Here is a 13,546-nt window from a genome sequence, read left to right on the forward strand (position 1 = left end):
CGGAGCACCCGTACCACAGGAGGATGTTTTTCATGGATGCCCGGCTGAAGACCCTCGATATTATCTATTCGGTCCACGAGGCCCGAATGGCCGACAACAACCTCGCCTGCGCCAAAGGCTGTGCCACCTGCTGCACGCGAAACGTCACCCTCACCACCCTGGAAGGGCGGCGTCTCTTTGACTGGATCAACCGGGAAGCCCCCCATCTCATGGAGGGGGTCAGGCAGGAGGCCGAAAAACCCCGGCAGATTCCAACGTACACCATCAACGGCCTCACCGACATGTGCATGGCCGGTGACGACGTCCCCGAGGAGCCCAGCGATCCGGGCTGGGGAGCCTGTCCCCTTCTCTCCGAAGAGGGCCTCTGCCAGGCCTACGAGGCCCGCCCCTTTGCCTGTCGGAGCATGGTCTCCCAGAGCCGCTGCGAAACCGGAGGTTTTGCCGAAATGGACGAGATGACCCTCACCGTCAACAACGTGCTCATGCAATACATTGAACACACCGACGACAAAGGCATCACCGGCAACCTCACCGACATTCTCCTGCTTCTGGAAAACGAAGACAACCGCACAACCCACGAGGCCGAAACCCTGACGCCACCAAACGAGGCCTTCGTTGCCAACCGGCCGGCCCAGGTCCTCATGGTACCGCCTCCCCACCGCGATGCCGTGGGAGCCATGATGCAGGAAATTCAGGCACAGAAAGGATAAAGCGTGGCCGCCGCATCAAAGATGGGGCCCTCCTATTGACAAACAGCCGTTGGGAGTTACTATTTAAGCTGATCGGATTCATCAATTTAAATGATACACCTGTAGGACACGGCAGGTTAAAAAGATATGCATTCAGGACATGCGCTCGATGCTGGTCAGCTCTGATACGAATTGGCGCGCATGCTCACAACAGCGAGAAAGGGAGAATGTGATGAACATCGAAACCCGCGAAGAAGCTCTGGAAAGGGTCCTGGCACTTGAAAAACCCAAGTGCCCTCACTGCAATCAGGAGATGCAAATCTGGGAAGTTCCCCAAATTACCTGCGGGGACGGCCTCGGCTGGGGCGAGCCCTTTCTCTTTATCTGTTTCAACGACGAATGCCCGCTCTTCAAGGGGGGCTGGGACGAGCTCATGGAGCAGGTGGGCCAGGTCTCTTCCTACCGCTGCATGAACTATCCCGGCACGGACAATTTCGAGCTTCTGCCCGTATTCAGCCACATGGGCGGGGAAGGCCAGATCATCACCGACGAGTCCATGGCCCAGCAGGCAGCCCAGGAGCAGGCCATCAAATCCGGCTTCTCCATCCTCGCCGACTGCTATGTGAACCATGACCTTGTCCAGCTCCTCAAGATGACCCTGGACCCCTCCGAACCAGGCAGGGTTCGCCTCAAGGCCGCTGAGATGCTCGGCGACCTCGCCGACACCGAGGCCATCGACCCCTTACGCAACACCAAGTTCGGCATGGCCAAGCTCCAGGACGCCGTCAACGAGGCCATCAAGAAAATCCACGCGCGCTGCTTCACGCGGGAGTGCCCCTTCTGCGCAGAGATCATCAAAAAGCAGGCCAAGATCTGCAAGCACTGCAACAAAGAGGTGGCAGGCCAGTAAGCGGCCCTTTACGCCCTGCCCCCACTCAAACCATACGCCATTGCATCAACAAAAAAAGCCCCTCTGCACAGACGATGTGCCGAGGGGCTTTTTGTTTGCAGGATGGAAGGGCTTCGGTTTGCCTTTGCCTCCGGCGGTCCCACCGGAGGCCTCCCTATTCCCCGTAACCTATTTTCCTATCCCCTATTACCTATTACCTGAATTACCTATTTTCCCGGCCAGCAAAAGAGCTCCGGCATGCTGTTCTCGGGGATGGGACCGGGCAGGATGATGGTACCCAGCCCGTCTCCGCCCCCCACCTCGGCCCCGAGGCCGGCGGCGAATCGACGCACGGAGGCAGCCAGCAGGCAGGCGTCCAGCATGTCCTTGGGTCCTGGGGCGAATTGGGAAAAGTCGAGGGTGAGGCGCATGTCGGTGTTGCCCTGAAAAAGGGTGTAGATGGCCGAGGGAAAGGCTTCGTGGGTGACGGCGACGGGATCCAGGGCCTGGAACAGGGAAAACCCGACTTTCATCCACTCCGGTGCCGCATCCAGGGTGGGGGTCCATTGGGGCCTGCCCAGCCCCAGGGCGCTGATCACCACCTCGCAGTGGCGGCCGTACCCCCTGTCCCGAGGGGTCTTGGGGCGCCACTGTCCCCTGGAACGCTCCCAGTACCAGGGCCGAGGCTCGGTGAGGGGTACCCTGCAGGCGTCGATGGCCACATGGATAGCGTGACCGCCAAAACGACACAACAGCTCTTCTTTCATCCAAAGCGCATCCCGGAACCACCCGGAGTCCACGATGACACCCTCCTCATCGGAGACGGCGTAGCAACAGGGCCGCTTCACCTGCACATCAATCCCCACAAATCGTGCCATGGATTTTCCTCCCCATGTGTCAGAGACCGTAAAAAGAGCCGCCCGGCGGCATGTGCCCCTGACCCGGATATTTCACGCCATTGACATCAAATACAGTCAGATATACACTACGCATAAAGTGTTACGCATTATGCGTAACACATTGTGCGTATCATAACGGAGGCATCATGGAGAACCCTTTTCATTTCACCGGCATCGCCAGCGCCCCCTCGTTCTGCAACCGGGCCAAAGAGTGCTCGGACCTGACGCACTACATCCGCAACTCCCAGAACGTACTCCTCTACTCCCACAGGCGCTTCGGGAAGACATCCCTCCTGCACAAGGTCCTCGGAGAGTTGGACGGCGTCACCCCGTACTACATCGACCTGTACGGCACCACCACCGTGGAGGAGTTTATCACCTCCGTGGTCCAGTCCCTGACGCGAACCCTCTCCCCCATTGAGCGGACCATGGCCTGGCTCCGGGAGAAACTGACCCGCCTCACCTTCCAGTTCAGCCTGGACCCCGTCAACGGCCTGCCCGTGGTAAGCCCCTCTTTCCACGGTGGCGACCAGGGCCCTGTGCTCACGGAACTCTTCCATCTGCTCCACAGCCTCTCGGAAAAAGAGCGGCTCGTGGTGGCGTTCGATGAATTCCAGGAGGTCACGGCCTACGGGGACCCGGCCTTTGAAAAAAAGCTCCGCAAGGAGATCCAGGGGCATGGACGCATCGCCTATATCTTCTCAGGCAGCCAGCGCCACCTGCTCTCGTCCATGTTCAGCGATACCAACCGCGCGTTCTACAAGCTCGCTGCAAGCTACCCCCTGCCCAAAATCAGCACGGACCACTTTCTCTCCTGGGCAAAAGAGCTGTTTGAAAAGGGAAATAAACCGCTGCCGGACACCGTCATCCGGGAGGTGGTGGAGCGCTGCGAAAACCACCCCATGTATGTTCAGGAATTTCTCTACCACCTCTGGGAAGAGGGTCTCGGAAACCTGGGGCTGGATGCCCTGGAAGCCACCATTCTGGAGAGGCGGGCCATCGAGTTCATCAACCTCTTCAAAGCCATGACCCCCAACCAGAAAAAGGCCGTGAAACTCGTGGCCCAATGCCAGGGGAAAAAGCTCTTCTCATCCCAGAACCTTCAACGCGTGGGCTTCACCACGCCCTCCCAGGCCACCAGGGCCCTGAACTCCCTCCTCACCCGGGACGAGGTGGTCCACAACGGCTCATGGTCCATTGCAGACCCCCTTTTCAAACGGTGGATCCTGAGGCTGAGGTAACGCCGCCTTAACGGTTGATGTTCATGGAGTCGTAGGAGCGAAAGACAATGCGGGCGCGGTCCAGCTCTTTGGGGGCAAGGGGCTCGGAAGGAGCGGCAGCGATCTCAGCGGCCCGGGCAGGGGTGGGAATGGCGCTCAGGCCCTCGCCCACCTGCTTGCGAGTGAGGGTATCGAAAACCAGGGCGGTGTTGCCGTCGGAAACCACGGCCAGGGGAACGGGGACGTCAAAGGCAATACGGGCGGCAGAAACCGCCTCTTTTTCCCTGGACCCCAGGGAACCTGCCGCGCACTTGATCACCATCACAGGGGTCTCCCCCACGCGGACCACAAGGTCCAGCTTGGTTTTCCAAGGCTCTCCGGCAGCGATGAACTCAAGCTTCCGATCCACCTCCACGGCGTCCTTCTCATAACCAAGTACCTCCACCAGATACTGCTCCACCTGCTGGCGATTGAGCTCAGCCCCCACAAGGGGAACCCTGTTGCCGGTGATGAAATCCTTCATGAACTCGAGATCTGTCAGAAACGCCATGGTCCTCTCCTTCCTGTTTAATATGCGAAACAAGGAATTTACCCCTGCCAATGGAAAGCTGCAAGGAAAAACCAACAACATGCCTTCTATGGTTAACATGAGTGGAAAAAGGAGGCCTCCGGCGGCCAGGTGGGGGCACCTGGGAACCCTGTGGCGAATGCATGAAGGCAACCATGATGCAATCGCCACAGGGGCATTCGCGTGATGTGTGACATAGGGCAACCGTCTTTGCAGAAGAGGCCCACTTCATTCTTCTGGAACCACAATGAAAGGTATTTGGCTGGACGATTTCGCATAGGCACAGGCGCAGCCCGTCAGCAAATGTGACGACCCTGAAGACGAAGGGATGGAGCCTTTGTGACCCTGTAGTCCCTGCCCGCCGGAGGCCGTGCGGTTAAATTCACAATGGACAAGTGGCAACAACGTATCCTGTTCGGTCGAAGCTTGTGAACCGGCACGCGTAAACCGTCGGCGTTTATGTCGGGCGAAGCCCGAGCCGAAGGCGCGTACGCATTTTTCTGAGGCACGAAGGAAAATGTGTACGCGCAATCAGCTTTCGAGGTGGCTCCACCTCGCCGCCGGAGGCACGCTTTTTGAATCGGCTTTAACCATAGGAGGCAATTATTGGCTTATTTAGCCCTACCTGATCAGGGACTCACCGGTCATGGCATCGGGCTTGGCAAGGCCCATGAGATCCAGGAGGGTGGGAGCGACATCGGCGAGTTTGCCGGGTTTCAGGGTGACGCTGTTGCCGGTTCCGTCCACGAGGATCAGGGGCACGGGGTTGAGGGTGTGGGCGGTGTGGGCCCCTCCGTTGCCGTCGGTCATCTGCTCGGAGTTGCCGTGGTCTGCGGTAACCAGCAGGGCGCCGCCCTTGGCCTTGAAGGCCTCGACCACGCGGCCCACGCAGGTGTCCACGGTCTCCACGGCTTTGACGGCGGCTTCGATGATGCCGGTGTGGCCCACCATATCCATGTTGGCAAAGTTCACCACAATGAGCTTGTGATCCTTTTCTTCGATCTGACGGATGAGCTCGTCGGCCACGGCCACGGCGCTCATCTCGGGGATGAGGTCGTAGGTGGGGAACTCCCGGGGCGAGGGAATGAGGCAGCGCTCTTCCTGCTCAAAGGGGCTCTCCTCCCCGCCGTTGAAGAAGTAGGTGACGTGGGCGTATTTTTCGGTCTCGGCGATGCGCAGCTGGGGAAGGCCAGCCTTGCTTACCACCTCACCGAGGATGGCCTCATGGTGCTGGGGCCCGAAGGCCATGGGCAGCCCGAAACTCTCTTCATAGAGGGACATACAGACATAGGAAGCCAGGGTGGGCTTGATTTTTCGGGAAAACCCGTCAAATGCGTCCACGGTCATGGCCCGGGTGATCTGGCGGGCGCGGTCCGCGCGGAAGTTAAAGAAGATCACGGCGTCGCCGTCGGTGATGGTGCCCCCGTCGGTTCCCAGGGACACGGGCTTGACAAACTCATCGGTCTCCCCGCGGTCATAGGCGTGGGCCACGGCTTCTGCTGCATGGGTTTCGGCCATGCCCTCGCCTTCGGTGTAGAGGCGGTAGGCCGCTTCGGTGCGTTCCCAGCGGGTGTCCCGGTCCATGGCGTAGAACCGGCCGCAGAGGGTGGCAATGCGCGTGTTGGGAAAGTCTGACAGAAAGGCGTCCAGGGTTTCGATATAGCCCTTGCCGCTGTCCGGCGGGGTGTCCCTGCCGTCGAGGATGGCGTGAATCCGCACGGACTCAATGCCCTTGTCACGGGCCATGCGTACGAGGGCCATGAGGTGGGTAAGCTGGCTGTGGACCCCGCCGTCGGAGACGAGCCCCATGAGGTGCAGGGTGGTGCCCTTTGCCTTAACGGCGTCCATGGCTTCAGAGAGGGTCTCGTTGTCGTAGAAGCTGCCGTCCTCAATGGCCCGGTCGATGCGCAGGAGGGTCTGGTACACAACGCGCCCGGCCCCGAGGTTGAGGTGTCCCACCTCGGAGTTGCCCATGATCCCTTCAGGAAGCCCCACAGCCTCTCCGGCACAGGCCAGGGTGGTGGTGGGACAATTCGCCGCAAGGGCGTCCAGGTTCGGAGTCTTTGCCAGTGCCACGGCGTTTCCCTCGGCATCGTCCCGAAGGCCCCAGCCGTCCAGTATCATCAGCATGCAGGGTCGTACAGTCGTCAATGGTCTCTCCTTTTTTCAATCGCAATTCAGCAAGGCCTGGCGAGGTGAGCCACCTCGAAAGCTGATTGCCCTTGCGCTTTGGCCCTCGTTCCTCGGGCCAAAGCGCAAGGGCCTTCGGGCCGGGCTTCGCTCGACTCGTAAGCTGTAGGTTATTCAGGCGTCGTCAGGTGATGAAGATGGCAAGCCCCCGGTCCATTTAGGCTCGAAAGCCGTCACCCATTCATCATCAACACAGCGTTTAGGCCAGGCCCCATACCCGATGTCCTATCAACCTGCTTTAGTCCCAAACGCAAAAAGGGTGCCCGCAGGCACCCTTTTCAACCGGTCACGCCATGGGCTACTCGATGCCCTCGTGGTCGATGACCACGGCATCTGCCCAGAGCCCGTCGAGATCGTAATAATCGCGGGTCTCTTCATAGAATACGTGGACGATGACGTCCCCGTAATCGAGGAGCACCCAGGAGCCTTCATCGAGGCCATCCACGGTAATGGGCTTGATCTCCTCTTTCTTCAGTTCGACTTTGATGTATTCACCGATGGCGGCCGCCTGCCGTGTGGAGCGGGCGCTGGCCAGGATGAAGACGTCGGTGTAGGAGGTGAGCTTGCGCACGTCCAGCACCTTGATATGTTCTGCTTTTCGACCCTTCACCGCCTTGATGATGGAGACGAGTCGGGGATCCAGCTCTTGGGTCATCTGTATAATCCTTTATCTTCGATATATCGGAGAACTTCCGGGTGGAGCAGATCCGTCGGACGGTCTCCCTGTTCAATGCATGTTCGGACATCCGTGGAGGACAAGGGCGACACCAGGGTCACCGAGAGGGGTACGATCCCGCACAAGGTCGGATGCACGAAGCGCTTTTGCGCCGGGTCCCAGGCGTATCCGGAATCGATACGGTCCGTCAGGTAGCTCTGCAGCTCTCCGACGGGCAGGTCGCCGTGGGGAGTCCCGGGGCGGTTCACCACAATAATCCCGGCCATGGAGAGAATCAGCTTCTCATCCCGCCAGGTGTGAAAATCAAAAAAGGCGTCCACCCCCATGGTGAGGTAGAGCTCCGATTCCGGGCCCACCTCCTGCCGCAGGGTGCGCAGGGTGTCCACGGTAAACGAGGTGCCCTTGCGCTTCAGCTCCACGTCCGAGAGCACCACGGGCAGCCCGGCCATGGCCATCTTCAGCATGGCCATGCGATGCTCGGCTGAAACGATCTTTTTGCCCGGTTTATGGGGCGGCACCGCCGCAGGCACCACATAGAGCCCATCGGGCTCCAGAAGTCTCAAGATCTCTTTGACCACATGGGTGTGGGCCAGGTGAACCGGATTGAAGGTGCCACCGAAAACAACCACCTGGCCTGGCCTGCTCTGTTTGTTTGTCTCTTCCATTCCCACCGGACTATTTCCCCACCGCTCTCTCGGGGCTTCAGCCCCTGATCTGACCGTCTCCGTAGACCACGAATTTTCGGCTTGTCAGCTCTTCGAGACCCATGGGACCGAAGGCGTGGAGCTTGGAGGTGCTGATGCCGATTTCAGCGCCCAGGCCCAGTTCGCCCCCGTCGTTAAACCGGGTGGAGGCGTTGACCATGACCGCAGACGAGTCGGCACCCTGGACAAACCGTTTGGCCGTCTCCTCGTTTTTGGTCACGATGGCCTCGGTGTGGCCGGAGTTGTACGCCGCGATGTGGTCCAACGCATCGTCCACGCTGTCCACCACCTTCACGGCCAGGGTGAGGTTCAGGTACTCGGCGGGCCAGTCGGATTCCTCGGCCTCTTCGGCCCAGGCCAGGTGCTTGCGTGTTTCGGGACACCCTTTAAGGGTAACCCCGGCCTCTTTAAAGGCCTCTCCCACCAGGGGCAGGAACGCCGACGCCACCTCTTTGTGAACGAGCATGGTTTCCATGGCGTTGCAGACACCGGGTCGCTGCACCTTGGCGTTGACACAGATGGCTTTGGCTTTTTCCAGGTCCGCCTCTTTGTCCACGTAGACGTGGCAGACCCCCTTGTAGTGCTTGAGCACGGGAATCAGGGAGTTGGCCGTCACAAACCGGATGAGGCCTTCGCCGCCCCGGGGGATCATGACGTCAATGAAATCTTCCTGCTTGAGCAGGATGTTCACCGCCTCGCGATCCCGCATGGGGATAAGCTGTACAACCTCTTTGGGCAGGCCGTTCTCCGTAAGGGCATCGGCAATGCATTCGGCAAGGACCGTGTTGGAATGAAACGCCTCGGAGCCTCCCCGCAAAATAATGGCGTTGCCCGCCTTCAGGCAGAGCCCGGCCGCGTCGATGGTGACGTTGGGGCGGGACTCGTAGATCATGCCGATAACCCCCAGGGGAATGCGCACCCGCGACACCTTGATGCCGCTGGGTCTCTCTTCCGTGGAGGTGACCTCGCCCACGGGATCGGCCAGGTCCGCCACCTCGCGAAGGCCCCCTGCCATGGAGGCAATGGTGGCATCCGTGATGGTAAGCCGGTCGATCATGGCCGGGGACAGGCCCATCTCCCGGGCCCGCTCGATGTCTTTCCTGTTTTCCGCCTGAATGGCGTCTGCCCGGGTTTCGATCTTGTCGGCAATGGAGAAGAGGACACGGTTTTTCTGATCCGTGGTGGCGGCGGCCACGTCACGGGCCGCTTTTTTCGCCTGCCTGGCCATCTCAACAATAGTCGCTTCTACGCTCATGGGTCTGTCACTCCCTGGTCAGATGAAATGAGGATGAAATGGATGCTTCCGTGTATCCGGACCCGCCGTTAAGGGGCCGTGACCGTGACCACCAGGTTGTCCCGGTGAATCACCTCATCGTACTCCTTGGATCCCAGGCGCTCGGCAATCTGGTCGGTCTTCAGCCCTTTGATGGCCCGGATGTCTTCGGCGTTAAAGTTGGTGAGCCCGCGTCCCAGCTCGTTTCCCCGGGCGTCGCACACGGCCACGGCCGCGCCCACCTCAAAACTTCCGGAGACATTGAGAATACCGCTGGGCAAAAGGCTTTTTCCACGTTCCACAAGGGCTTTGACCGCTCCGTCGTCCACGGTGACCTCGCCAAAGGTCTGGGAGGTGAAGCCGATCCACCGTTTCCGGCTTCCCAGCTTGTCGGCGCGGGGCACGAAAAAAGTTCCCTGGGCCACGCCCTGGAACAGATCGGTGAGGACCTTGGGCCGGGAGCCGCAGGCGATGACCATGGGAACGCCCGAGGCCATGCTCTTTTTCGCCGCCTCGATCTTGGTCCACATGCCGCCGGTGCCCATGACGCCGGGACGCCCCTTGGCAGAGGCTTCAATGGCCGGGGTGATCTTGTCCACGATCTCAAGGCGTTTGGCATCCGGGTTGATCCGGGGATCGCCGTCGTACAGGCCGTCGATATCGGTGAGGTTGATGAGCAGGTCCGCGTCCAGAAGAAGGGCGATCATGGCCGAGAGGTTGTCGTTGTCGCCAAAGCGGATCTCGTCGGTCACCACGGTGTCGTTTTCGTTGATGATGGGAACCACCCCCCAGGCAAGAAGGGTATTGAGGGTGTTCCGTGCGTTGAGGTAGCGTCCCCTGTGGGAGAGGTCGTTGCGCGTGAGAAGAACCTGAGCCACCTTGAGACCGGCCTCGGCAAAGCGCAGCTCGTACTCAAGGATAAGCCCTGCCTGACCCACGGCGGCCGCCGCCTGTTTCTCAGGCATGCTGGCGGGCTTGCGCCCCAGGGCCACCTTGGCGACCCCTGCGGCCACGGCACCGGAGGAGACGAGGATCATTTCGCGTCCCCCCTGGCTCAGGGCAGCCATCTGGCGGCTGATGGAGGCCACCACGTTGTGGTTGATCCCCCCGTCAAAGGAGAGGACCCCGCTCCCCACTTTCACCACCACCCGACGGGCGTGGTCAAAAAGTCGTTTCTGGTCTTTATCCATGAGATAGCCTCGCAAAACGTCAAACATCAAACAGGCCATATCGCGTTGCGATATGCGATGATTCAGGTCCTCGGTACAGCACATGGCCATGTTGCGAGGCGCTCTGGCGGTGACGAATCACGAACGCATCATCCACGGGGGTCTCGCAAAAGAATTGAACAAGCCAAGGCAACCGGGCCGTCGAAACGACAAAAACGGCATGAGACAGACGGCGCGCTGAGCGCCGGTCTTACTCATCCCGTTCGGTGCCGTTGACCGCCTGGTTCAACTTCGCTTTAAGGGTGTCCACCCCTTGGGTCGACGCCGCTGAAATACGCAGGACAGGCGTGTCTCCCAATGCCTTTTCAAAGGCATCGGCGTTCTCCTCCGCCCCGGTGATGTCCAGCTTGTTGAGAACCACAAGCTGTTCCCTCTCCTTGAGTGTGTCGCTGAAGAGAAAAAGCTCCCGGTTGATGGCATCGTACTGGGCCAGTGGATTGTCCGGGTCGATGGCTGAGGCATCAATGAGGTGCACCAGCATGCGTGTGCGTTCAATGTGCTTGAGAAACGTCGTTCCCAGGCCAACGCCTTCATGGGCCCCTTCGATGAGACCGGGAATATCGGCCACGGCAAAGGGTTCACCCCACTCATGCTGAACCATACCGATGCTGGGGGTCAGGGTGGTAAAGGGGTAGTCGGCCGTTTTGGGTCGGGCCGACGAGATGACTCGAATGAGGGTCGACTTTCCGGCATTGGGGAACCCGACGATCCCCACATCCGCAAGCAGTTTCAGCTCGAGATGGATGGTCAGGACTTCGCCCTCTTCGCCGGTCTGGGCAAAACGGGGGGCTCGGTTGCGCGACGTGGTAAACCGTTTGTTTCCGCGCCCCCCCTGACCGCCCTTGGCGATCACAAAGCGTTCACCGGGGTTCACGAAGTCATGAATGATCTCCCCGGTTTCTGCATTGCTGACCACCGTGCCGGCAGGGAGATATACAACGATATCTTTACCGTTTTTGCCGTGTCGGTTGGCACCCATGCCGTAGCCGCCGTTGTCGGCTTTGATCAGACGCTTGTGCCTGAACTCGTACAGGGTGCGCGTGTTGATCGTGGCTTCGAGAACCACGTCACCGCCGTCGCCGCCATCTCCGCCGTCGGGGCCTCCGAATTCGATGAACTTCTCTCGTCGAAAGCTGACGCAGCCCCTGCCTCCGTTACCGGATTGAACAGTGATGGTTGCTTCGTCTATGAATTTCACGCGGCATATACACTGACTTTTTTGCGGCTGCGACCCATGCGCTCATACTTGACCACACCGTCGATGGTGGCAAAGAGGGTGAAGTCTTTGCCAAGGCCGACGTTATTGCCGGGGTGGATGGAGGTGCCAACCTGACGAACAAGGATGTTGCCGGATTTAACCGCCTCGCCACCGTACTTCTTGATCCCGCGTCGCTGCGCGTTACTGTCGCGACCGTTTTTGGTACTGCCGCCAGCTTTTTTATGTGCCATTTCGAATACTCCTTAAAGCCGTGTAGGTGTCTGTATGGAGGTGCTGCCGCTAAAAAAACCCAATGCCCACCGCAAGGGGAGGGCACCTCTGTTGTTCACTGATTTTTCTGCCGGCATCACGTCCTGCGGAAGCTCCGCACGCGGAGCGGCCGACTTACGCCTTGATCGTGTTGATTTTAACGGCGGTATAGGGCTGACGATGGCCCTGCATCTTGCGATACCGCTTGCGGCGCTTGTACTTGAATACAAGAACCTTCTTGGACTTGTCCTGCTCGACGATGGTGCCGGTCACTTCGGCGCCCTCGAGAACGGGTGCTCCCAGGGCAACATCGGTGCCGTCGGAGGTCATCAGGACCTGATCGAAGGTCACGGTGGATCCGACGTCCCCGGCGAGCTTCTCAACTCGCAGGATCTCGCCTTCCTGAACCTTATATTGCTTGCCGCCCGTAGCAACTACAGCATACATAGTTTATTCTCCCAATTGTGCTTTCTAACTTGAGCCTCTGGATCAAAAAAACCCAACCATTCTAAAAACCTTAAGCGATTTGTCAAGAAATATTTTGCATTTTTCGCGTAAGGGTAGCCCTCACCCGTGAAAATGCCGACAAATCCGGGGTTCCGTTGTGGGTCTCACATGTTGTGGGCTGTCATAACCGGCCCACGCGGGACCATGATCACATCATGGTCAATCCCCTACAATACCACGGCAAAAAAAAATTTCAACCCAAAGCTTTCCCTGCCACGGAATCACGGTTGCGCCACCAGGGCAGAGGGCCGAACCAGGGTCACCCGCCGATGAATCTCCGGCATCATCTCCGCAAGGACCGTGCAGGTGACCTTGTGGGGGTGGCCGATGCCCACGGCGCTGCCGTGCTTCTCGGCAATGGCCAGCATCTTCTTCACCTGGCGCACCACGGCCTCACGGGACTGGACATGGTCCAGAAAGACGTCCCGCTCGGCAAAGGGTACCTGCATGAGCCGGGCTGCCGACCGGCTCACCGTCTTTGACGATGTGCGGCTGTCGATGAAGTAGAGCCCCTTCTGCTTTAAAAGGGTCATCACCTGGTACATCTGCGGAGACAGGGAGGTGAGCCTGGAGCCCATGTGGTTGTTCACCCCCTTGACCCCGGGATAAGCCGTGAGGTTCGCCTCCAGGGTCTGGAGCAGCTGGTCCGGGTCCATGGCCTCGAAAAGCGCTCCGGGACCGGGATCCACCCTGGGATATTCGTTGGGTTCCATGGGCTGATGAAGCATAAGCTCCATCCCCTTTTTCCGGGCCGCTCCGGCAATGTCCTTGCCGTGGGGGCTGCCGGGAAGAATGGAGAGGGTGATGTTCGAATCCAGAGCCATGAGGTCATAGGCCGCGGACTCGCTGTACCCGATGTCGTCGATGATCAGGACCAGGGTGGGTTTGTGGGGCGCCGGCGGTACCACCGGACGTTCCTCCCGGTCGGGCACCGCGTGTTTTTCAAACACCTCATACTGGGGAGGGATGGTGGCAAGGTCGGACTTGCGCACCGCCGCGTGTTTCTGGGGCACCATCCTGGGGGGCAGGTACTTTATCAGCAAAAGGCCTGACACCACCACGATACACGCCACAAGCGATATGGCAAAAGCCACCCGCCCGAATGAACTGCTGGAGGGCGCCTTTGCGCTCCCTTTTTTCTTCTTTTTTTTGGCCCCTGCCATGGTCTCCCTTTCCCGGTTCCACTTATCGCAGCCACCCCGCGGTGGCACCACACAGTCATTTTTTTCGTGCC

The 13,546-nt window shown here is 59.5% G+C and carries 14 protein-coding genes; 3 read left to right on the forward strand and 11 right to left on the reverse strand.

From position 1 onward, the window contains the following. Positions 1–32 precede the first annotated feature (32 nt). The gene (locus MSL71_RS06030; protein ID WP_180137820.1) at positions 33–710 is read left to right on the forward strand and encodes a YkgJ family cysteine cluster protein; all 678 of its coding nucleotides are present in this window, start codon (positions 33–35) and stop codon (positions 708–710) included. A gap of 211 nt (positions 711–921) precedes the next feature. Further along, positions 922–1,599 (forward strand): zinc ribbon domain-containing protein, encoded by a 678-nt coding sequence (locus tag MSL71_RS06035; protein ID WP_180137822.1) that lies wholly within the window; start codon positions 922–924, stop codon positions 1,597–1,599. Between the two features lie 206 nt (positions 1,600–1,805). Here the strand turns inward: MSL71_RS06035 and MSL71_RS06040 are convergent, their stop codons facing one another. Beyond that, complete coding sequence (locus MSL71_RS06040; RefSeq protein ID WP_180137824.1) at positions 1,806–2,456, reverse strand: hypothetical protein; 651 nt, start codon at positions 2,454–2,456, stop codon at positions 1,806–1,808. A 167-nt stretch (positions 2,457–2,623) separates the two neighbouring features. Here MSL71_RS06040 and MSL71_RS06045 point away from each other — a divergent pair, with 167 nt between their 5' ends. Next, the gene (locus MSL71_RS06045; RefSeq protein ID WP_180137826.1) at positions 2,624–3,718 is read left to right on the forward strand and encodes an AAA family ATPase; all 1,095 of its coding nucleotides are present in this window, start codon (positions 2,624–2,626) and stop codon (positions 3,716–3,718) included. A gap of 7 nt (positions 3,719–3,725) precedes the next feature. On the opposite strand, the gene MSL71_RS06050 is transcribed toward MSL71_RS06045, so the two are convergent. From MSL71_RS06050 to MSL71_RS06095, 10 genes are all read right to left on the reverse strand, one after another. Then, complete coding sequence (locus MSL71_RS06050; protein WP_180137828.1) at positions 3,726–4,247, reverse strand: type I restriction enzyme HsdR N-terminal domain-containing protein; 522 nt, start codon at positions 4,245–4,247, stop codon at positions 3,726–3,728. 639 nt (positions 4,248–4,886) lie between these two features. Then, complete coding sequence (gpmI, locus tag MSL71_RS06055; protein WP_425484393.1) at positions 4,887–6,416, reverse strand: 2,3-bisphosphoglycerate-independent phosphoglycerate mutase; 1,530 nt, start codon at positions 6,414–6,416, stop codon at positions 4,887–4,889. A 337-nt stretch (positions 6,417–6,753) separates the two neighbouring features. Further along, positions 6,754–7,110, reverse strand: a complete 357-nt coding sequence (gene rsfS, locus MSL71_RS06060; RefSeq protein ID WP_180137830.1) for a ribosome silencing factor — start codon at positions 7,108–7,110, stop codon at positions 6,754–6,756. Next, positions 7,107–7,796 carry a nicotinate (nicotinamide) nucleotide adenylyltransferase gene (gene nadD, locus MSL71_RS06065; protein WP_180137832.1) on the reverse strand — a complete coding sequence of 230 codons (690 nt, stop codon included), beginning with the start codon at positions 7,794–7,796 and terminating at the stop codon, positions 7,107–7,109. The genes rsfS and nadD overlap by 4 nt, the downstream gene beginning before the upstream one ends. Positions 7,797–7,833: 37 nt before the next feature. Next, complete coding sequence (locus MSL71_RS06070) at positions 7,834–9,090, reverse strand: glutamate-5-semialdehyde dehydrogenase (RefSeq protein ID WP_180137835.1); 1,257 nt, start codon at positions 9,088–9,090, stop codon at positions 7,834–7,836. 68 nt (positions 9,091–9,158) lie between these two features. Next, entirely contained in the window at positions 9,159–10,298 is a 1,140-nt protein-coding gene (proB, locus tag MSL71_RS06075) for a glutamate 5-kinase (RefSeq protein WP_180137837.1), read from the reverse strand. Positions 10,299–10,527: 229 nt separating this feature from the next. After that, positions 10,528–11,535: a GTPase ObgE gene (gene obgE / locus MSL71_RS06080; protein ID WP_180137839.1), complete on the reverse strand. Its 1,008-nt coding sequence runs from the start codon at positions 11,533–11,535 to the stop codon at positions 10,528–10,530. Continuing rightward, positions 11,532–11,786: a 50S ribosomal protein L27 gene (rpmA, locus tag MSL71_RS06085; protein ID WP_180137841.1), complete on the reverse strand. Its 255-nt coding sequence runs from the start codon at positions 11,784–11,786 to the stop codon at positions 11,532–11,534. Before rpmA ends, obgE begins: the two co-directional genes overlap by 4 nt. A gap of 154 nt (positions 11,787–11,940) precedes the next feature. After that, positions 11,941–12,252, reverse strand: coding sequence for a 50S ribosomal protein L21 (gene rplU / locus MSL71_RS06090; protein ID WP_180137843.1), 312 nt, complete (start codon positions 12,250–12,252; stop codon positions 11,941–11,943). 281 nt (positions 12,253–12,533) lie between these two features. Continuing rightward, positions 12,534–13,475 (reverse strand): divergent polysaccharide deacetylase family protein, encoded by a 942-nt coding sequence (locus MSL71_RS06095; protein ID WP_180137845.1) that lies wholly within the window; start codon positions 13,473–13,475, stop codon positions 12,534–12,536. Positions 13,476–13,546: the final 71 nt, after the last annotated feature.

The organism is Desulfoluna butyratoxydans, assembly GCF_900699765.1.
Taxonomy (GTDB): domain Bacteria; phylum Desulfobacterota; class Desulfobacteria; order Desulfobacterales; family Desulfolunaceae; genus Desulfoluna; species Desulfoluna butyratoxydans.